At 67.1% G+C, this 21,041-nt stretch carries 16 protein-coding genes and 1 tRNA gene; 8 read left to right on the top strand and 9 right to left on the bottom strand.

Translation table 11 applies throughout. The annotated features are described in order from the left end of the window. Positions 1-813 precede the first annotated feature (813 nt). From ACYVD1_RS26140 to dnaA, 9 genes are all read right to left on the bottom strand, one after another. Positions 814-887 (bottom strand) — tRNA-Ile (locus tag ACYVD1_RS26140). A gap of 195 nt (positions 888-1,082) precedes the next feature. Beyond that, entirely contained in the window at positions 1,083-1,721 is a 639-nt protein-coding gene (locus ACYVD1_RS26135; RefSeq protein WP_460777129.1) for a DUF3566 domain-containing protein, read from the bottom strand. Positions 1,722-1,822: 101 nt separating this feature from the next. Further along, positions 1,823-4,432, bottom strand: a complete 2,610-nt coding sequence (gyrA, locus tag ACYVD1_RS26130) for a DNA gyrase subunit A (protein WP_460777128.1) — start codon at positions 4,430-4,432, stop codon at positions 1,823-1,825. A gap of 50 nt (positions 4,433-4,482) precedes the next feature. Next, positions 4,483-6,429 (bottom strand): DNA topoisomerase (ATP-hydrolyzing) subunit B, encoded by a 1,947-nt coding sequence (gene gyrB / locus ACYVD1_RS26125; protein ID WP_460777127.1) that lies wholly within the window; start codon positions 6,427-6,429, stop codon positions 4,483-4,485. 486 nt (positions 6,430-6,915) lie between these two features. Then, the gene (locus ACYVD1_RS26120) at positions 6,916-7,395 is read right to left on the bottom strand and encodes a DciA family protein (protein ID WP_460777126.1); all 480 of its coding nucleotides are present in this window, start codon (positions 7,393-7,395) and stop codon (positions 6,916-6,918) included. Between the two features lie 79 nt (positions 7,396-7,474). Further along, positions 7,475-8,605: a DNA replication/repair protein RecF gene (gene recF, locus ACYVD1_RS26115; RefSeq protein WP_460777125.1), complete on the bottom strand. Its 1,131-nt coding sequence runs from the start codon at positions 8,603-8,605 to the stop codon at positions 7,475-7,477. A gap of 113 nt (positions 8,606-8,718) precedes the next feature. Beyond that, positions 8,719-9,708, bottom strand: a complete 990-nt coding sequence (gene gnd / locus ACYVD1_RS26110) for a phosphogluconate dehydrogenase (NAD(+)-dependent, decarboxylating) (protein ID WP_460777132.1) — start codon at positions 9,706-9,708, stop codon at positions 8,719-8,721. 19 nt (positions 9,709-9,727) lie between these two features. Further along, positions 9,728-10,867 carry a DNA polymerase III subunit beta gene (gene dnaN / locus ACYVD1_RS26105; RefSeq protein ID WP_460777124.1) on the bottom strand — a complete coding sequence of 380 codons (1,140 nt, stop codon included), beginning with the start codon at positions 10,865-10,867 and terminating at the stop codon, positions 9,728-9,730. A gap of 1,129 nt (positions 10,868-11,996) precedes the next feature. After that, positions 11,997-14,219 (bottom strand): chromosomal replication initiator protein DnaA, encoded by a 2,223-nt coding sequence (gene dnaA, locus ACYVD1_RS26100; RefSeq protein ID WP_460777131.1) that lies wholly within the window; start codon positions 14,217-14,219, stop codon positions 11,997-11,999. 772 nt (positions 14,220-14,991) lie between these two features. Between dnaA and rpmH the strand changes: the two genes are divergently transcribed. From rpmH to ACYVD1_RS26060, 8 genes are all read left to right on the top strand, one after another. Continuing rightward, entirely contained in the window at positions 14,992-15,135 is a 144-nt protein-coding gene (gene rpmH / locus ACYVD1_RS26095) for a 50S ribosomal protein L34 (RefSeq protein WP_460757399.1), read from the top strand. Between the two features lie 124 nt (positions 15,136-15,259). After that, positions 15,260-15,739 (top strand): ribonuclease P protein component, encoded by a 480-nt coding sequence (gene rnpA, locus ACYVD1_RS26090; protein WP_460777123.1) that lies wholly within the window; start codon positions 15,260-15,262, stop codon positions 15,737-15,739. Beyond that, positions 15,736-16,050, top strand: coding sequence for a membrane protein insertion efficiency factor YidD (gene yidD, locus ACYVD1_RS26085; RefSeq protein WP_460777122.1), 315 nt, complete (start codon positions 15,736-15,738; stop codon positions 16,048-16,050). The genes rnpA and yidD overlap by 4 nt, the downstream gene beginning before the upstream one ends. A 24-nt stretch (positions 16,051-16,074) precedes the next feature. Further along, the gene (gene yidC, locus ACYVD1_RS26080; RefSeq protein ID WP_460777121.1) at positions 16,075-17,013 is read left to right on the top strand and encodes a membrane protein insertase YidC; all 939 of its coding nucleotides are present in this window, start codon (positions 16,075-16,077) and stop codon (positions 17,011-17,013) included. Positions 17,014-17,156: 143 nt separating this feature from the next. Further along, positions 17,157-17,645 (top strand): Jag family protein, encoded by a 489-nt coding sequence (locus tag ACYVD1_RS26075; RefSeq protein ID WP_460777130.1) that lies wholly within the window; start codon positions 17,157-17,159, stop codon positions 17,643-17,645. A gap of 416 nt (positions 17,646-18,061) precedes the next feature. After that, positions 18,062-18,793, top strand: coding sequence for a 16S rRNA (guanine(527)-N(7))-methyltransferase RsmG (rsmG, locus tag ACYVD1_RS26070; protein ID WP_460777120.1), 732 nt, complete (start codon positions 18,062-18,064; stop codon positions 18,791-18,793). A gap of 200 nt (positions 18,794-18,993) precedes the next feature. Continuing rightward, the gene (locus tag ACYVD1_RS26065; RefSeq protein ID WP_460757483.1) at positions 18,994-19,821 is read left to right on the top strand and encodes a ParA family protein; all 828 of its coding nucleotides are present in this window, start codon (positions 18,994-18,996) and stop codon (positions 19,819-19,821) included. An 81-nt stretch (positions 19,822-19,902) separates the two neighbouring features. Beyond that, positions 19,903-20,862, top strand: coding sequence for a ParB/RepB/Spo0J family partition protein (locus tag ACYVD1_RS26060; RefSeq protein WP_460777119.1), 960 nt, complete (start codon positions 19,903-19,905; stop codon positions 20,860-20,862). Positions 20,863-21,041 lie beyond the last annotated feature (179 nt).

Raw genomic sequence — 21,041 nt, 5'->3', positions numbered from 1 at the left:
GCCAACCCGCCGTCGTAGCGGAGCGGGTCAAGGTGGAGCGCCGTTGACGCGCGAAGCGCTCGATGGCGACGACCTTGAGGCGCGCAGCGGAGACGGCCACAATCACGCGGCGGGAAAGGAGGACACCCCAGACCAAACAAGGGCCCGGGACGAATGGAATCATCCGCTCGCATAGACATCCACGGAAAAACCGAACGCGACAAACGTTCCTGCTTGCCCTGCTTCGGAATCCCGTTCCTTCCAGATACCCGTTCGGGCGTGCTGGTTACGCTGCTCCCCACCTGGCTCTGCCTCCGCACGGAGCAGGCCCTCTCCCAAGCTCTGTCCCCACGGAGTAATTCGCGCATGACTAGCCGGATCGACCTGCATGAGGCGATGCCTTCACTCTGGTACCGAGCCGAATGCGACGGCTGGCAGTTCAAGCGCAGGAGGCACGGATATCCGTGACAGGCAGAACCGGGAGTTGGCCACCTCATAGCATCCCCAGCTGAGTGGGCGGCGCTCCTCCGGTTGCCCCAGCACATCCTGCACGGGACTCCGTCCCGGACCCGTGCTTCACGTCGGCAACCCTGGCCGCAGAGCTCCTGGAGCTTCTGTGCGTGCCCCTGACCGAGCGGGGAGCGTCAGTTAGAATCGAGTCGACATAGCGATTCGATCCGCTGTCGGCTTGGCGTCCTGTCGGTACCGCTCAGTGCCGGGGGAGTATAGGCCCTGACAGGGGATGCCGAGGGGTCCCGCGGTCAGATGACGGTCAAAACAGGGAGAGCCCTGCTCTCCGAGTGGAGAAGCAAGGCTCTGACCAGTGAAACTGGGTGGGCGTACCAGGACTTGAACCTGGGGCCTCATCCTTATCAGGGATGCGCTCTAACCGACTGAGCTATACGCCCTCGTTCCGACAGGAACTCTACCGTATCCCCGGGTCCGGGGCGAACCGGTTGCCCTGGGGCACGGAGAGAGAGGACCGGCCGACCGGGCCCCTCTTCACCTCCCATTTTAGCGGGTTTCGAGAGTGCTCGGGACAGCCCCGGGCAAGCCTCGGGCCCGGCCCACAGGGTGAGCCGGGCCCGTCGGGCACGCGGGTCCTACTCGGCCTCGGAGAGGGTGACGTCCACTCCGCCGACCAGGTCTGCGACCAGGTTGTACAGCATCGCGCCCACCGTGGAGAGCGCGGTGAGCAGCACGATGTTCAGTGCGCCGATGACACCCGTGTAGCCCAGCACACGACCGGGGGAGAACCACGCGGCCGGGTTCAGGCCCAACTCGTCCTCTCCGCCGTCACCTTCCAGGAGGGCGTTGATCATGCTGGTCAGCTCGTCGAAGACACCCAGCATCGACAGGACCGCGTAGATGACCGCGACCGCGACGAACAGGATGATGAAGCAGACCAGCGAGACCACGAAGCTGAACTTCATGACCGACCAGGGCTCCACCCGGGAGACGGTCAGGTGCGCCTTGCGGCTCGTCAGCGTCGCCTTGACGGCGCTGGGGGCGGCGGGCTTGGTCCCCTCCTCAGCGGAGGAAGGCCCACCGGACTCGGGGCCCTCTTCGGGCTCGGGCTTCTTCTCGGTCGTCACTGTCGTTCCCCCCGCTTCCTCCTCGGTCGATCTCGAGGAGTCCTGGGCATCCGACTCCGCCGACCCCGCCGTTTCCACGTCCGTGTCACCGGCGGCCGAAGCCGCGTCGGAATCGTTGCTGGTGGTGTTCCGCTGGTTCTCAGACATAGAAGCGCTACCGCTGGACTTTCGTTGAGACGGGTCGGTGCGTGTGTCCCGCGGGACCCCAGAAAGGAACCCCACGGGACGTACTGGGCTTAACGCGCAGTCTAGGCCTCAGGGTTGCCATCGTCGGCGACCGAGTCGTCGCCCGTGTCGGCGACCTCCTCGACCGCGTCGGCGACCTCTTCGACCTCCTCGGCCTCAGCAGCCTCGGCGTTGGCGGCGACGGCCACGATCTTGTTCCCCTTGTCGAGGTTCATCAGCCGGACACCCATGGTGGTGCGGCCGGACTGCTTCACCTCAGCGGCACCGGTACGGATGACCCCGCCGGACGAGGTGATCGCGAAGATCTCGTCGACCTCCGGGTCCACCATCATGGCGCCGACGAGCTTGCCGCGTGCCTCCACGACCTTGGCCGTCAGCACGCCCTTGCCGCCGCGGTTCTGCAACGGGTACTGCTCCGAGGGGGTCCGCTTGGCGTACCCGTTCTCGGTGGTGACCAGCACGTCGGTGGAACCGTCGTCCGGGCGGATGACGTCCATGGAGAGCAGGTAGTCGCCCTCCAGGAAGCGCATACCGATCACGCCGCTGGTCGCCCGGCCCATGGGACGCAACGACTCGTCGGAGGCCGGGAAGCGGATCGCCTGGGCGTCACTGGAGATCAACAGCAGGTCGTCGCCGGGGAACACCAGGCGAGCGGCGATCAGCTCGTCCTCCTCGCGGAGGTTGATCGCGATGATGCCCGCAGCGCGCGCGGAGTCGAAGTCCTCCAGGCGCGACTTCTTGACCAGCCCTTCGCGGGTGGCCAGCACCAGGTAGGGCGCGGCCTCGTAGTCGCGCAGCGCCATGATCTGCGCGATCTCCTCACCCGGTTGGAAGGGCAGCAGGTTGGCGACGTGCTGGCCGCGCGCGTCACGCGCGGCCTCCGGCAGCTCGTAGGCCTTCGTCCGGTACACCCGGCCCTGGTTCGTGAAGCACAGGATCCAGTGGTGGGTGGTGGTGACGAAGAAGTGCTGGACGATGTCGTCCTGCTTGAGCTGGGCGCCCCGCACGCCCTTGCCACCGCGCTTCTGCGCCCGGTAGCTGTCGATCCGGGTGCGCTTGGCGTACCCCCCGCGGGAGATCGTGACGACCACGTCCTCCTCGGCGATGAAGTCCTCCATGCGCATGTCACCCTCGAACGGGATGATGTGCGTGCGCCGCTCGTCGGCGTACTTCTCGACGATCTCGCCCAGCTCTTCGCGGATGATGCTCCGTTGGCGGACGTCCGAGGAGAGGATGTCGTTGTAGTCCTCGATGAGCGCCATGAGCTCGTCGTACTCGGCGGTCAGAGCGTTGCGCTCCAACGCGGCGAGCTTGCGCAGCTGCATGTCCAGGATGGCACGGGCCTGGATGTCGTCGATCTCCAGCAGGTCCATCAGGCCGGTGCGCGCCGCGTCCGCGGAGGCGCTGCCCCGGATGAGCTTGATGACCTCGTCGATGCGGTCCATGGCCCGCAGGAGGGCACGCAGGATGTGCGCCCGCTCCTCGGCCTTGCGCAGCAGGTACTGTGTCCGCCGGACAATGACTTCGATCTGGTGCTTGACCCAGTGGCGGATGATCTGGTCCAGGCGCAGAGTGCGCGGCACCCCGTCGACCAAGGCCAGCATGTTCGCGCCGAAGGTGTCCTGCAGCTGGGTGTGCTTGTACAGGTTGTTCAGTACGACCTTGGCCACCGCGTCGCGCTTGAGCACGATGACCAGGCGCTGACCGGTACGGCCGCTGCTCTCGTCGCGCACATCGGCGATGCCGCTCATCTTGCCTTCCTTGACAAGATCGGCGATCTTCAGTGCGAGATTATCCGGGTTGACCTGGTACGGCAGCTCGGTGATGACCAGCGTCTGGCGGCCCCGGCTGTCCTCCTCGACCTCGACCACGGCGCGCATGGTGATGGAACCGCGCCCGGTCCGGTAGGCCTCCTCGATCCCGCGCCTACCCACGATGAGTCCGCGGGTCGGGAAGTCGGGGCCCTTGACGCGGGCGATGAGCTGGTCGAGCAGCTCCTCGTCCTCGGTGTCGGGGTTGTCGAGGTACCAGTTGACGCCGTCGGCGACCTCGCGCAGGTTGTGCGGCGGGATATTGGTCGCCATCCCGACCGCGATACCCGAGGAGCCGTTGACGAGCAGGTTCGGGAAGCGTGCGGGCAGCACTACGGGCTCGGTGGACCGGCCGTCGTAGTTCGGCCGGAAGTCGACGGTCTCCTTGTCGATGTCCCGGAGCATCTCCATGGCCAGCGGCGCGAGCTTGGACTCGGTGTAGCGCATGGCGGCAGCCGGGTCGTTGCCCGGTGAGCCGAAGTTGCCGTTCGGGTCGACCAGCGGCATCCGCATCGACCACCACTGGGCCAGGCGGACCAGGGTGTCGTAGATGGCGCTGTCACCGTGCGGGTGGTAGTTACCCATCACGTCGCCGACCACGCGGGCGCACTTGAAGTACCCGCGGTCGGGACGGTAACCGCCGTCGTACATCGCGTAGAGCACGCGCTGGTGGACCGGTTTGAGGCCGTCCCGGACATCGGGGAGGGCGCGGCCCACGATGACCGACATCGCGTAGTCGAGATAGCTGCGCTGCATCTCGACCTGGATGTCGACGGGCTCGATCCGGTCGGTCACGCGCTCCGCTGACTCGACGGGGAGGTCCCCTCCCTCAGGGGTGCCGGGGTTGTTCGCATCCGTCACGGATGTCGGTCCCTTCTACGAAGCTTGCTTGAGCAGGGGTGGGATCGCGCCTAGATGTCCAGGAAGCGGACGTCCTTCGCGTTGCGCTGGATGAAGGCGCGCCGCGACTCGACGTCCTCACCCATGAGCACGCTGAACATCTCGTCGGCCTGGGCCGCGTCCTCCAGGTTGACCTGGTGCAGGACGCGGTTGTCCGGGTCCATCGTGGTGTCCCACAGCTCGTTGGCGTTCATCTCGCCCAGACCCTTGAAGCGCTGCACCATGTCTCGGGGGCGCGGGTCCCTCTTCCCTCGTGCGACCCCCTCCTCGATGAGCTGGTCGCGCTGGGGGTCGGAGAAGGCGTAGCTCGCGTCGCTGCCCTTCTGGTCCCACTTGATCTTGTACAGCGGCGGTGCGGCCAGGTACACGCGTCCGGCCTCGACCAGCGGCTTCATGAAGCGGAACAGCAGCGTGAGCAGCAGCGTCCGGATGTGCTGGCCGTCGACGTCGGCGTCGGCCATCAGGATGATCTTGTGGTAGCGCAGCTTGTCGGCGTCGAAGTCCTCGTGGATACCGGTGCCCAGGGCGGTGATGATGGCCTGGACCTCGTTGTTCTTGAGGATCCGGTCGATCCTGGACTTCTCCACGTTCAGGATCTTGCCGCGGATGGGCAGGATGGCCTGGTTGTGCGGGTTGCGGCCGCCCTTCGCGGAACCGCCGGCCGAGTCACCCTCGACGATGTAGACCTCGCTCTCCTCCGGGTCCGTGGACTGGCAGTCCGACAGCTTGCCCGGGAGGGAGGTGGTCTCGAGAAGGGTCTTGCGACGGGTCAGGTCGCGGGCCTGGCGGGCGGCGACACGGGCTCGGGCGGCCTGGCTGGCCTTGGACACGATGTCCTTGGCCTCGCCGGGGTTGCGCTCGAACCAGTCGCGCAGATGTTCGTTGGTGACCTTCTGGACGAAGGACTTGGCCTCGGTGTTACCGAGCTTCGTCTTGGTCTGCCCCTCGAACTGCGGGTCCGCGAGCTTGACCGAGATGATGGCGGTCAGGCCCTCGCGGATGTCGTCACCGGTGAGGTTGTCCTCCTTGTCGCGCAGCAGCCGCTGGTCCCGGGCGTACCGGTTGACCAAGGTGGTGAGCGCGGAGCGGAAGCCCTCCTCGTGGGTGCCGCCCTCCGCCGTGTTGATCGTGTTGGCGAAGGTGTGGACCGAGGAGGTGTACGACTGGTTCCACTGCATGGCGACCTCGACGGCGATGCCGTCGCCCTCTTCCTCGAAGGAGACGATCGACGCGTGCGCCGGCTCCTTCTTGGCGTTGATGTGCCGGACGTAGTCCGACAGGCCCTCCTCGTAGTGGAAGGTGTTGACGGTCGGCCCGCCGTCGGTGTGCTCGGGCCGCTCGTCGCGGATGGTGATGGACAGCCCCTTGTTGAGGAAGGCCATCTCCTGCATCCTGCGGGAGAGCGTCTCGAACGAGTACGTGGTGGTCTCGAAGATGCCGCCGTCGGCCCAGAACGTGATCTGGGTACCGGTCTCGTCGGTCGCCTCGCCCTCGATGAGGTCGCCGGTCGGGGCGGTCATCTCGTAGTGCTGGCGCCACACGTGGCCGTTTCGTCGGATCTCCACGTCCAGTGCCGTGGACAGCGCGTTGACGACGGAGACGCCGACACCGTGCAGACCACCGGAGACCGCGTACGACTTGCTGTCGAACTTGCCGCCCGCGTGCAGCGTGGTGAGCACGACCTCGACCGCCGGACGCTTCTCCACCGGGTGGAGGCCGATCGGAATACCTCGGCCGTTGTCGGCCACCCTGACCCCGCCGTCGGCGAGCAGCGTCACCTCGATGGCGTCCGCGTAGCCCGCCATCGCTTCGTCGACCGAGTTGTCGACCACCTCTGAGACCAGGTGGTGCAGCCCTCGCTCACCGGTGGAACCGATATACATTCCCGGGCGCTTGCGTACTGCTTCAAGCCCCTCGAGAACCGTGATTGATCCTGCGTCGTAGTCGTCGTAGGCCAAGTGGGAACACCCTCCTGCTGGGGACGCCTGCCGGCGGCGGCCGAACGGACGACGGTCAACCCACGGCAGAGTGATCGGAGGGCCGACGTACCGCGACACCTGGGGGATCACCGTTCGCCGTATGGGCCGTCCGCCCACCCTCTACACGGGGGCGTGGCACCGGCTACAGGCGTCTTAAGAACCGCCTCCATGATACCCCGCGCGGGGCGACAAAGTGGCATTGGCGGCCCTGTGCCGCATCAGAACGAACGCTTAGGGAGGGACCCGAGCCCCTACACGCGGGAGACCCCTTGCGCAAGTCCCGGCGCGGTTCAGTGCCCTGGAAGAGGGTTCACCTTCCGGTCACCAAGGGCCACCCGCCTCGGGCCACAGAGGCGCCCTCGCACCACACTCCCACCCCCCGCCCCGGGAAGAGACTCGAAAACCGCAGGTCAAAATAGGTATCAGCGGGATTGGGGCTGTCCCGGCGCCGGAGCCCCGGCCGGGTCAGCGGCGCCGGAAACCGGGCCCTTTGACCTTGATGGCAACGACGGTGCCGTCACCCAACTCCTCGTTCAGGCGGCGCATCAGATCCCGCACCATCGCTCGCGCGTGGGCCGCCATTGTCGGAGAATCAGCCACCACTACGAGTTCACCCTCCGAATAACTCTCAGGTCGCAGGTGTTCCGCGTTGAATTCGCCGACGATGTCCGCCCATCGACCGAAAACGCCGCCGATAGCCACCTGCTCCTGCCAACCGTGTTCGATCAGCCAGGTCCGTACCGCGTCGCCGAAGAGTTGGGGCTCGTTCCGTGACCGCAACCGGCCACGCCTCTTAGCCCGGTGGGGTCCTCGGGGGACGGCTCCGCGCTCACGGGCCTCCGCCTTGGCTCGGGCCAGCGCCTGGCGGGCCAGGTCCGCACCCGTGGCGGAGGGCACCACCGGTGTGGCCGGGGAGGCTTCGGCGGAGGAGAGGGGGCGATCCACAGGCTGTGGACGGCCCGAGCGGGACGGACCCCCCGGGTTTCCGCGGCCACCCCGGGGATCCACATGCTGTGGACGGCCCTCACTCACCCTCGACCACCCCCTGGTGAACCCCGAACCGGGCACCGTCCAGCTCCTTGGGAATGTCGTCGCTCACCGCGGCGGTCACCAGGACCTGTTCGGCTCCGAGCACCCGCTCGGCCAGCCTGCGGCGCCGTTCCGCGTCCAGTTCGGCGAACACGTCGTCCAGGATCAGGACCGGGTCGTCCCCCTCGGCCCGCAACAGCTCGAATGCAGCCAGCTTGAAGGACAGCGCGAACGACCACGACTCGCCCTGGCTGGCGTACCCCTTGGCGGGCAGGTCACCGAGTTGGAGGTGGAGGTCGTCCCGGTGGGGTCCGACCAGGCTGACCCCGCGCTGGAGTTCACGGTCCCGCGCGGCGGTCATCGCCTCGCGCAGGATGTCCACAAGCTGTGGACGGTCGCGCGGGATCTCCCGCCCCTCCGGAACAGCCGAACTCCGGTAGGTGGGTACCGCCGGTCCACCGGAATCCGTCAGCCCCGAGTAGGAAGTGGCGATGAGCGGACGGAGCTCCTCCACCAGGCCCAACCGGGCGGCCAGCAGCTCCGCCCCGGTCTCGGCGAGGTGGGCGTCCCACACCTCCAGCGTGCTCAAATCCGGGGCGGCGCGCTGGCGCAGGCGGGCCGATGCCGACTTCAGTAGGGCGTTGCGCTGCTTGAGCACCCGGTCGTAGTCGGAGCGCACCCCCGCCATCCGAGGGGCCCGCGCTACAAGGAGGTCGTCGAGGAACCGGCGCCGCTCGCCCGGATCGCCCTTGACCAGGGCCAGGTCCTCGGGGGCGAAGAGCACGTTCCGGAGGATGCCGAGTACCTCGCGGGGGCGCCCAGCGGCCCCCCGGTTGACCCGCGCGCGGTTGGCCCGCCCCGGGTTGATCTCGAGGTCCACCATCATGTCCCGTCCGTCGCGGACGACCTTCGCGCTGACGATCGCGCGGGGCGCGCCCTGCCGGACCAGCGGTGTGTCGGACGAGACGCGGTGGCTGCCGAGTGTGGCGACGTAGCCGATCGCCTCGACCAGGTTGGTCTTGCCTTGGCCGTTGGCGCCGACGAACACGCTCACACCCGGTTGGAGTTCCAGCAGGGCCGACTCATAGGACCGGAAGTCGGCCAGTTGCAGGTGGGAAACGTACATCCGGCCTTCCTCCTGGAGCTGGGGGAGCGGAAACGGGGAGTGGTGGAACGGGTGGGGAAACGGATCTGGGGCGGCCCGGCCTACACCGAGCCGCCCCAGAGAAGAGGGGCCGACTAGTCCTTGTCGCCTTGGTCCTTGTCGGCGGCCTTGGTGACGGCGTGTCCGCCGAACTGGTTGCGCAGGGCCGCGACGACCTTCATCGACTGGCTGTCGTCCTGGCGGGAGGCGAAGCGCGCGAACAGCGAGGCGGTGATCGCCGGGGCCGGGACCGCGAGGTCCACTGCGGCCTGTACTGTCCACCGGCCCTCGCCGGAGTCCTGGGCGTAGCCCCGCAGACCGGACAGGTCCGGGTCCTCCTCCAGTGCCCGGGAGAGCAGGTCCAGCAGCCAGGAGCGCACGACGGTGCCCTCACGCCAACTCTCGAAGGTGCCGGGGACGTCGTCCACGATGCCGGAAGCGACCATGAGCTCGTAGCCCTCCGCGAAGGACTGCATCATGCCGTACTCGATGCCGTTGTGGACCATCTTGACGAAGTGCCCGGCACCGACCGCCCCCGCGTGCACGAAGCCGCCACCGTCGTCGGGGGTCAGGGACTCGAAGACGGGGCGCAGGCGCTCCACGTCCTCGGCGCCGCCGCCGACCATGATCCCGTAGCCGTTCTGGCGACCCCAGACACCGCCGCTGACCCCGGCGTCGAGGTAGCCGATCCCCTTGGCTGTGAGCGTTTCAGCGCGGGTTCGATCGTCGGCGTAATGGGAGTTGCCGCCCTCGACGATGACGTCGCCCTCGGCGAGGAGGTCGCCCAGCTCGCGGATGATCGCCGCGGTCGGGTCACCGGCCGGGACCATCACCCACACGACCCGGGGCGCCTCGAGGCGGTCGACGAGCTCGGTGAGCGTTTCGACGTCGCGTTCGCCGGGGGAGACGTCGTAACCGACGACCTCGTGGCCCTTCTCGCGGAGGCGGGCGGCCATGTTGCCGCCCATCTTGCCGAGGCCGATCATTCCGAGTTGCATGCTTGGGCTCTCCCTAGGGCACCTGTGGACACGTGGAAGCCGACCGGCCCCGGAGGAAGTCCCTGGGCCGGAAGGCGGACGCCGGATGTGTGAGCGGGCCTTCCGGTCAGCCGGACAGGCGTACCGGCATGATCAGGTAGCGGTACTCGGGGGACGAACCCTCCTCGGCCGGCTTGCCGGTGAGGATCGCGGGCTTGGTCGAAGTGGTGAAGTGCAGGCGGGCCACGTCGGTGCCGATGGCGCCGAGGCCGTCCAGCAGGAACCCGGAGTTGAATGCGATCTGGATGTCGTCGCCGTCGAGGTCGGCCTCGAGGGTCTCCACAGCCTGTGCGTCTTCACCGGTGCCGGCCTCGAGGACCAGCGAACCCTGTGAGAAGGCGAGCCTCAGCGGGGTGTTGCGCTCGGCGACCAGCGAGACGCGCTTGACCGCCTCGACGAAATCGGAGCGGCTGATCTCGGCAACGGTATTGAAGCTGTCCGGGAGCAGGGCCCGGTACTTGGGGAACTCGCCGTCCAGCAGACGGGTGGTGGTCCGGCGTCCGCCGCCCTCGAAGCCCATCATGCCCTCGCCGGTGTCGCTGCCCGAGAGGGCGACCGAGACCTCGGCTCCGGAAGTCAGCGACTTGGCGGTGTCGTGGAGGGTCTTGGCGGGGACGAGTGCGACGGCGGAGAGCTCGGGGTTCTCCGGCTTCCACTTCAGCTCGCGGACGGCGAGGCGGTAGCGGTCGGTGGAGGCGAGGGTGATGGTCTCGCCCTCGATCTCGACCCGGATGCCGGTGAGCATGGGGAGCGTGTCGTCCCGGCCGGCAGCCACGGCGACCTGGCTGACCGCGGAGGCGAACACGTCGCTGCCGATGGTCCCGCTCACCCCGGGCATCTCCGGGAGCGACGGATAGTCCTCGACCGGCATGGTGTTCAGGGTGAACTTCGCGCTTCCACAGGTGACGACGACCTTGGGGCCGTCCGTGGAGATTTCCACGGTCTGTGGAGGAAGGTTGCGGGTGATCTCGGCGAGGAGGCGGCCGGAGACCAGGGTCTTGCCGGCCTCTTCGATCTCGATGTCCACCGAGACCTGGGCGGAGACCTCGTAGTCGAAGCCGGACAGGCGCAGCCGCTGGCGGTCGTCGGTCTCGCCGGCGTCCAGCAGGATTCCGGCGAGCACCGGCACAGAGGGGCGCGTCGGCAGTGTGCGCGCTGTCCAGGCGACAGCGTCAGCCAGTACGTCGCGTTCGACCCGGAACTTCACTTTCCGACTCACTTTCCGCACGACCGGTGGACCGGTCGCAGCCTCAACGTTGCAGGTCGTGGGTGTCTCGTGGGCCTACCGAGGGCTCCGTCAACAGGGTGTGGACAGGACCGCGCCGAACGGGGTCCAGCCACTGGGAGCCGCCTCGGTACCCGTAGGGGTCACCGCTCAGGTCTTGGCGGCGGCGGTGGACAGGGGCGAGACCACACGTTACCCGGATTCACTGGTTGCTGCTGCCAGCTCAGAACCTGACCGCCGTCACTCCGATCTCGGGGCTTTGTCCACAGATTTTGCGCGGAGCGGTTTTGAAGCCACATCTGGGTTACTCAAGGTGCGCAGTAGTAGTAGGGCCTGTGGATAGTGTGGATAACCATTAAATCCGCAGGTCAGACAGCGAATTTTTGTCCACAGGCTTTGTGGATGAGCCTGTGGGTAACTCGATCGTCTTGTGGACGGAAAGAGAGGCCCACATGTTGTCCACACCGCGTCCACAGGTCCATCCACAGGTTTTCCCCAGGTTGTCCACAGCGGCCTGTGGTTTGGTGATCCGATGACGGGTGAGTGCGTCCACAGGAGTACCCCCGGTTACCCACAGCCCAAGCGCAGTTGTCCACAGATTATCCACAGGGTTGTCCACAGTTTTGGCGCCTCTCCTGTGGATAACTTTCTCGAGAAAGCTCAAAATTTTTTTCCGGGCCTCAACGCATACCTCTCGAACCTGGACAAACAGTCTGTGCACAGGGTTTTCCACAGGCCTCCCGCGAGTTGTGCGCATCGACCGTTGTCATCGTGCCCCGACAGCCTGTCCGCCGGTGGGTGTGTGACGGACAACAGGGGCTGGAAGCCCTGGGAGACAGGGAAAATCGTGCGTGTCCGGCACAGAAGGTGCCGTTGAGCCATGACACGGGCGTACCTCCCTCCATGGGAGCAACGGCCACACAGGCCTGTGGATAACTCACTCTCGGCGGTTCTGGCTCGGGGCGACCGCGAAGGACGGGCCGACCAGCGGGCCGATGCCGTGCACAGGAACCGGAACCTCGTCCGAAGCCCGGGCACACCACAAGGAAGGGGGCCGGCCCGATCGGGCCGGCCCCCTTCCTTGTGGCCTATTCCGCTCCGGCCGACGGGCTCAGGTCAGCGAGGGCTGGTCCTTGATCCGGCTGGTGAGTTCGTGGACCTGGTTGTAGATGGAGCGCCGCTCCGCCATCAGGGCCCGCACCTTGCGGTCGGCGTGCATGACCGTGGTGTGGTCGCGGCCGCCGAACTGTTGGCCGATCTTCGGCAGGGAGAGCTCGGTGAGCTCCCGGCACAGGTACATGGCGATCTGTCTGGCCGTCACCAGCACACGAGAACGGGAGGTTCCGCAGAGGTCCTCCACGGTCAGCCCGAAGTACGCCGCGGTCTGGGACATGATCGCCCCGGCGGTGATTTCCGGCACCTCCGTGCTCGGCACGAGGTCGCGGAGCACCTGTCCGGTCAGGTCCAGGTCCACCGACTGCCGGTTGAGGCTGGCGAAGGCGGTCACGCGGATGAGCGCGCCCTCGAGCTCCCGGATGTTGGTCGAGATCTTGCTGGCGATGAACTCCAGCACCTCCGGTGGGGCTGCCAGCCCCTCCTGAGCCGCCTTCTTGCGCAGGATGGCGATCCGGGTCTCCAACTCGGGTGGCTGCACGTCGGTGAGCAGACCCCACTCGAAGCGGCTCCGCATCCTGTCCTCCAGTGTGGTCAGCTGCTTGGGCGGCCGGTCACTGGAGATGACGATCTGCTTGTCGGAGTTGTGGAGGGTGTTGAAGGTGTGGAAGAACTCCTCCTGCGTCTGCTCCTTGTTCTCCAGGAACTGGATGTCGTCCACGAGGAGCACGTCGATGTCGCGGTAACGGCGGCGGAATCCGTCCGCCTTCCCGTCCCGGATCGAGTTGATGAACTCGTTGGTGAACTCCTCCGAGCTCACGTACCGCACTCGGGAGCCTTCGTAGAGCCGGTGCGTGTAGTGGCCGATGGCGTGCAGGAGGTGGGTCTTGCCGAGCCCGGAACCGCCGTGGATGAACAGCGGGTTGTACGCCTTGGCCGGAGCTTCGGCGGCGGCGACCGAGGCGGCGTGCGCGAACCGGTTGCTGGAACCGATGACGAAGGTGTCGAAGGTGTACTTCGGGTTCAGCCTTGCGTGCTCACCCGGCGGAATCTCCGGTGAACGGCCGGGAGGAGATGTCGGCGAGGCCGAGGCTCTCCTCCTCTCCACCTCTGGTTCGGAGGGAGCGGGTCCGGGGGCGCCGGGCGCGGGAAGCCCGGGCCCAGGGGAGCTGGGCTTGGGGGGTCCGGGCTCAGGGGGTCCGGGCTCAGGGGGTCCGGGCTCGTCGATCGGTTCGACGGGCAGCCGTTCGGACACGTCGTCGCCGTCCGGCACTGAGGGGGCGGCCGGCTGGGACGCGGGCGGTGGCGGGGGAGTGGCCGCCGGGGTCTCCCAGCGGTTGGGCTCGTCCCACGCGGCCTCGCCCCAGCTCTGCTGCTGCCACAGCTGTTCCTGGGCCGGCTGCTCCCAGCCGACCGGACTCGACCACGGGGAAGGCGCTTCCTGCTCCGGTGCCTGGGCGGCGCCTTCGGGGCCGCTCTGGGGTGCCGGGGCCGGTGCGGGTGTCGGCGCGGGTGCTGGCGCCCAACCACTCGGGTCCGGGGCCGCGTGCGGCTCATCGGGCCGCTGCGGCTGGTGGGCGCGGGGAGGCTGCGCTTCCGCGGGCTGTGGCCCTCCAGCAGGGGGTGTGGAATCGAGCAGGTCGGCCTGCTGCTGCACCGGAGGCTGCTGTGCCTGCGCAGGCTGCACCGGCGCTTGCTGTAGCTGCGATGGGTCGTGCTGCTGAGGGTGCTGCGGCTGGGGCTCTGCCGCGCCCGGGTGGGCGCCCAGTGCTTCCGCGGGGTGCGGTGCGGCCGGGCGGGCGTGCTGTCCGCGCGGCTCCTGCGCCGGGGACTCCGGAGGGGCCGGTTCGGCGGGGGAAGGCTGTTCGGGACGCTGCGGGCCCGGCGCCTGCTCCTGGGGCGGGTTGAGGGGGCTGGGTGCACCTTGGGGGCTGTGGTCCCTGCCCGCGCTGTAGGAAGCTGGGGTCGGGGGCGGTGTCGGTACCGCGGTGGGGTCCACGGTCACCGCGACCCGGATGTCCCGCCCGAGGTGAACGGAGAGGGCCTTGCTGATCGCCGGGTAGAGGCGCGTCTCCAGGACCTTCTTGGTGAACTCGTTGGGTGCCGCGATCAGCGCGGTGTCCTCGATCAGGCCCAGCGGACGGGTCTGCGGTAGCCAGGCGCGCTGGTGCGCGGGCAGGGAGTCGTTGTCGATCCCGTCCAACACGCTCGACCAGACCATTGCGAGGTTGACCTGTGCTTCAGCCAAGGTGACCTGCCATGGTTGCTGTCCCTTCAGTGCGGATCTGTTCGGTGCGGATTGGAGGCGGTGAGGGGACGGGGAGGCGGGTACGGAGTCACTCGTGCGCGTGGGCACCCCTGGGCCCACCCATCCCATTGTCCTCCCCTCTGCGGTGTGCCGGGGCAGGAGGGTGGCGGCGTGGTCGGTCGGTTCGGTCGTCCGGGCCCTGTGGACAACGCGGCGGCCGGAGAGTGACCAAAGTTCTGACTACCCCTGGGTATCCACAGCTCGGGGAGGTTGTCCACACGTTGTGCACAGGTTTATCCACAGGATGGCAGCTGGCTGTGCGTTGTGCAGGGTTATCCACAATTTGCAGGTCATCGCATGTGTAAAGCGCCTGGGTCCGGCTTCGGTGCGGCAACAGAGGGCGCCGGGTGAAAGTTATCCACAGGGCGAGGTTATCCACAGGATGTGTGCCCCGTGGAGGCTCCGCCCCCTGTGGACAACCCGTTTTCCACAGGGGCGGGGGTAGACTATGCGCAGTGGCGGTCGCCACCGGATCCGCAGGCTCCCGAGCACGCGGCCGGGGCCACCATGAGCAGGTCTGATTTGACCCCGACGGGGTCAGGTCGTATCTTCTATATGCTTATGCCGTGGATTCTGCCTGCGCTCGTGTTCGCACGACAGCGCGGTCGCGGCACCAGCACAGTGAGACCCCGCATATCCTGGGGGTCTGTCGTAGTACTTTCCTGACACGCCCCTGGAGCCAGTAGTGAGCAAGCGTACGTTTCAGCCGAACAACCGGCGTCGCGCGAAGGTCCACGGCTTCCGGCTGCGCATGCGTACGCGCGCCGGTCGCGCCACCATCGCCTCGCGTCGTCGTAAGGGACGCGCCGCGCTGACCGTGAGCCACTAGGCTGCGTCAAGCCTCAAGTCTTCACTGGGACCGGTCCGGCCTACTCGCCGGCCGGTCCCTTTGTCGTGGGGCACGGATCCGGTAGCCGAGGGTCGTGCCGCACCCCTCTCCCGGAGGAACGCCGATGTTGTCGCCGGAGAACCGGATGCGCCGCAGCGCCGAGTTCGGAACGGTCATGCGTTCGGGACGGCGCGCATCGCGCGACGCCCTGGGCGTCGTCTACCTTGCTCCCGGAGCATCATCCGACACCGACGCGACGGTACCGCCGCGCGTCGGTTTTGTCGTGAGTAAGGCGGTCGGGGGAGCGGTGGTGCGCAAGCGCGTGCAGCGCAGGCTGAGGCACGCCGTACGGGCTCGGTTGCCCGGACTGCCAAACGGTAGCCTGCTGGTAGTACGAGCCAAGCCCTCCGCCGCCACCAAACGGCAGGAGGACTTGGCGGTGCAACTCGACAGTGCGATCGCCGCGGCACAGCGACCGCGTGGCGCTTCGCGACGCCGACGAGGCCGTGGAGGACCACGCCCGGAAGCGGTCGAGGCGGCGAAGAGCGAAGCGGACGATGACCGTCGCCCCCCTGAGGGCGGAGAACGGTGGGCGAAGCCATGATCGAGCACAGACCGACGTCGTTGGCGCGGTTGTTGATCCTGCCCATTCGCGGTTACCAGCGTTTCATCAGCCCGCTCTTCCCCCCGGTCTGTCGTTTCTACCCGTCGTGCAGTGCGTACGCCGTCGAGGCGCTCCGCGTTCACGGGGGGCTGCGCGGGTTGTGGTTGGCCGTTAGGCGCATCGCCCGCTGTCACCCCTTCAACCCGGGGGGTCTTGATCCGGTTCCGCTGCCCAAGGGGGACCGGAACGAGGAGTCCGAGGAATCCAGGGGCGGAACCGGGGATACCGGCACCGCCACCGGGGACCAGTAGTTTCACTGAACGAGGAGTTGGCCGGTGCTGGACTGGCTTTACAACATCATCGGCCACGTGTTGGTCTGGATCCACTCGGGTCTGACCTTCATCGGCCTGAACCCTGACAGCGGGTGGGCCTGGGGCCTGTCCATCGTGCTGCTTACCTGTGTGATGCGCCTCCTGATGGTGCCGCTGTTCGTCAAGCAGATGAACACGCAGCGCAAGATGCAGGAGGTGCAACCGAAGATCGCGAAGCTTCGGGAGCGCTACAAGCACGACAAGGAGCGGCTCCAGAAGGAGTCGATGAAGCTGTACCAGGAGAGCGGCACCAACCCCATCATGGGCTGCCTCCCGCTCCTGCTCCAGATGCCGGTCTTCTTCGCCCTGTTCAATGTGCTGCGCAACGTGGCCGAGGGCAACGTCCGGTTCGGCTTCACGGAAGAGCTGGTCAACAGCGCACGCGAGGCGCTGATCTTCACCGCCCCCATCGCCGCCCAGTTCAACACGTCCCCCGAGGACCTGCAGGCTCTGGGTGCCACCAACCCCACCATGGCGAAGGTCGTCATCGCCATCGCCTGTGTGGTCATGGGTCTGACGACCTTCCTGACCATGCGTCAGAGCATCAAGCGCAGCATCGCGCAGCAGCCTGACAACCCGATGATGCAGACCCAGAAGATCATGATGTACATGGCGCCCGCTTTCGGGCTCTTCGGCCTCATGATGCCCATCGGTGTGCTCGTCTACTGGGTCACGTCCAACGTGTGGACGATGGTGCAGCAGCACTTCCTGTACAAGAACCAGCCGCTGCCCGGCCAGGAGGACGAATCGGGCAAGGGCACCGCGTCCAAGGGCTCAGCCAAGGGAATGCTCGGCCGGAAGAAGGCCCCGGAACCCGCTCCGGAGCCGAAGGAAGAGCCTAAGATCGAACGCAAGCAGCCGAAGAAGCAGTCGCGCTCCAAGCGCACCGGTGGGTCCAAGTAGGGACTCCCTGTTTCGTGTCGGCGGCCACGACTTTCGAGTACGCAGGCGACAATGCCCCTGAGGCGTACGACGACCAGGGCCTGACGGATTGAGGAGACGGGATCGCCGTGGGAAGTAGCGAGGAAGAGAGCGGTGGCGTGGCTGTGGCTGAGTCGCCTGAAGCCGGAATCGACATTGGTGCCCTGGAGAACGAGGGCGATATCGCCGCGGACTACGTCGAGGGACTCCTCGACATCGCGGACTTCGACGGCGACATCGACATGGATGTCGAAGGTGACCGCGCTATGGTCTCTGTCGTCGGCACTACCCTCGACGAGCTGATCGGTGAGGACGGCGAGGTCCTGGAGGCCCTTCAGGAGCTGACCCGTCTGGCCGTGCACCGGGCCACTGGAGAGCGCAGTCGACTGATGTTGGACATCGGCGGATACCGCGAGGGTCGTCGGAAGGTGCTGTTCCAGACTGGCACCGAGGCCGCCGACAAGGTCAAGAAGTCTGGGGAGATCCATCCGCTGGAGCCGATGACCCCCTTCGAGCGCAAGGTCGTGCACGACGCGGTCGCCGCTGCCGGACTCCGGAGCGAGTCCGAGGGTGAGGAGCCCAATCGGTACGTGGTGGTCCACCCGGCCGACTAGCGGAAGAGCGGAAGCCAAGGGGGCGGTGTTTCACGTGAAACACCGCCCCCTTCGTTGTGCTTGAGGGCTTCGCCTGGGTTCCCCGGGGTGCCGGTTGTTTGCGTACCCGTCTGGAGTGGCCCGCGCGAGTGGGTTCTGACGGTGTTTCACGTGAAACCCGGGTGCGGCTCCCGCATAGGATCGTCCCTGAGTGTTTCCCTGTCCACGTATCGTTCCGCCCCGGTGCTTCCGGGCGGGTGAGTGTGGAACCCCGCGTCGAGTATGGGCGCGGGAGCGGGGTTGCTTCGTGCGCGCGGATGGCCGTCAGTCGCCGCGCGCTTTCCGCGTCGGTCGGCCCCCGCAATGTGGACAGGTCGACATGGCGACCCAACGGTTGATGGAAGTGACGATGGACCAGTTCCGACAGGTGGTGACCGATGACCTCGGGCGCTGAGGAACCCGCCGCTACGCTCTCCAGCCCGCCCCCACCGGCGGAGGCGGTGTTCGGGGAGGCTCTTCCCGTGGCGCGGCGCTACGCTGAACTCCTCGCGGATGACGGGGTGCGCCGGGGGCTGATCGGCCCGCGTGAGGTGCCCCGTCTGTGGGAGCGGCATCTCATCAACTGTGCTGTCGTCGAGGAATTGATCCCCGAAGGCGCCGATGTGGTCGACGTCGGGTCTGGTGCGGGGCTGCCCGGCCTGGTGCTCGGCCTGCTCCGCCCCGACATCAGGGTGACCCTCCTGGAGCCGCTGCTGAGGAGGACGGTCTTTCTCGAGGAGGCCGTGGAGAAGCTTGATCTGCCCAACGTGGAAGTTCGGCGTGGGCGCGCTGAGGAGGTGCACGGCGAACTACAGACGGATTTCGTCACCGCCCGCGCGGTCGCTCCACTGTCCCGGCTCGCGGGGTGGTCCTTGCCGCTCCTGCGCAGGAACGGGAGTTTGCTTGCGCTCAAGGGCGAGCAGGCTGAGAGCGAGTTGGCGGAGGCGGAGAAAGACGTTTCGAAACTGCGGCCTAGCGTCTGCGATCTGATCAGGGCTGGGCGCGGTAAAGTCGATCCCGCTACCACGGTCGTTCGCGTCACGGTGACATCCGACGGTGGTCCGCTCGCGTCGGGAGGTTCCCAGAAGAAGGCGCGCGGCGGCAAAAAGAAGCGCGGACGGAAGAGGTGAACTCATTCGTGCCCCAGAATCCAGACGACAACTTCGGTGTTTCACGTGAAACACCGATGGGTGGCTACGGAGACCTGCTCGATGTTTCACGTGAAACAGCGGAGGAATCCACAGTGGCCCACCCCCCAGAAGCAGGGGGCGGCGATGCGGCCCAAGACGGCCCCCCAGACACCCCCATCGCCCGAGCGGCCCATGCCGCGATGGCGGTTCGCGGGCACGAGGACCCCTGGCCTCGCCCCAAGTCCTGCCGGGTGATCAGTGTGGCCAACCAGAAGGGCGGGGTCGGCAAGACCACCACGACGGTGAACATCGCCGCCGCCCTGGCCATGAACGGACAGCGTGTCCTCGTGGTCGATCTCGACCCCCAGGGGAACGCATCCACCGCGCTCGGTATGGAGCGAGACACACAGACCCGTTCCATCTACCACTGCTTGGTTGAGGACGAGGAGATCCGGAAGCTGGCCCAGCCGGTGCCGGACATCCCGAACCTGTGGTGCGCACCGGCCACCATCGACCTGGCCGGCGCCGAAATCGAACTGGTTTCCTTGGTCGCCCGTGAGGCACGGCTCAAGCGGGCCTTCGATGCCTACGACACGTCGGACCTCGACTACATCCTCATCGACTGCCCTCCCTCGCTCGGCCTGTTGACGGTCAACGCGATGGTGGCGTGTGACGAGGTCATGATTCCGATCCAGTGCGAGTACTACGCGCTGGAGGGGCTCGGCCAGTTGCTGCGCAACGTGGATCTGGTCAAGTCGCACCTCAACACCGGACTGTCGATCAGCACGATCGTGCTGACGATGTACGACGGCAGGACCAGACTCGCCCAGCAGGTGGCGGACGAAGTCCGGTCGCACTTCGGCGAGATCGTCCTGGAGTCACTGGTGCCGCGGAGTGTTCGTGTCTCCGAGGCACCGAGCTATGGGCAGTCCGTCATGACGTACGACCCGGCGTCCACCGGTGCGGTGGCGTACTTGGAGGCGGCCCGAGAGATCGCCTTCCGGGCCGAAGGGCTCAACGCCGGTTAACGGCAGTTGTTTCACGTGAAACACTCCGCCCGGCCGGTGCGGTCGGGCGGAAGTAGGCAAAGAGTGTGGAGGGAGTTGCCGGTGAGCCAGCAGCGGCGCGGACTGGGCAAGGGGCTGGGGGCGCTCATCCCGCAGGGGCCGACGGCCCCCGCGCCGTCGGAGAGTGTTCTGGAATCCGCGGTGCCCGCCCCTGAGCCCTCCGAGGTTCAGGAGTCGACGGAGCTGCCGGACGGGACCTATATGGAGGAGGTCGAGCTCTCCTCGATCACCCCCAACCCCCGTCAGCCCAGGACGCATTTCGACGACGAGGCCCTGGAAGAGTTGAGGGAGTCGATCGTCGAGGTCGGCCTGCTCCAGCCGGTCGTGGTCCGCAAGCTCGAGGCGGGGGGAGCCCCGCGGTACGAGCTGATCATGGGTGAGCGGCGTTTCCGGGCGAGCAAGCTCGCGGGGCTCGACAGCATCCCGGCGATCGTCCGCAAGACGAGTGACGACGAGCTGCTCCGGGAAGCCCTTCTGGAGAACCTGCACCGTCAGGAGCTCAACCCGCTGGAGGAGGCGGCGGCGTACCAGCAGATGCTGGACGACTTCGGTACGACTCAGGCCGAGCTCGCCCAGCAGGTCGGCAAGTCGCGTTCGCACATCGCCAACACCCTGCGTCTGCTCAACCTTCCCGGGCGGGTGCAGACCCGCGTGGCGGCCGGTGTGCTGAGCGCGGGGCACGCGCGTGCGCTCCTGGCGATCGACGACCAGGATGCGCAGGAGCGCCTCGCCAAGCGGGTCAACGACGAAGGGTTGTCAGTGCGCTCTCTGGAGGAGCTCGTCGCCCTCAAGGAGATCCCGGAGGAGGAGAAGCCTCGTCGCTCGTCGGCGGGACGGATCAGCAACCCCCCTCAGGTCGAGGAGTGGGCTACCCGCATGGGGGACCGGCTCGACACCACTGTGAAGGTGGACATCGGCCGGAAGAAGGGCAAGATCGTCGTGGAGTTCGCGACGATGGAGGACCTGGAGCGGATCATCAGTCAGATGGACCAGGAGAACTGACCTCTCGCTCATGATGGCGGTGTTTCACGTGAAACACCGCCATCCTCATGTCAGCTGCCGGCTGGTGCGCGGGCGCTGTTCCAATCGGATCGGCCCCCGCTGTTTCACGTGAAACAGTCCGACGCGGGCCGCGGGGATCTGCATCAGCATCGGTCTGGCCGCCGCGCCCTCGCGTCCTC

Source organism: Nocardiopsis nanhaiensis (genome assembly GCF_054778635.1).
This window is presented reverse-complemented; position numbering and strand designations above follow the sequence as displayed.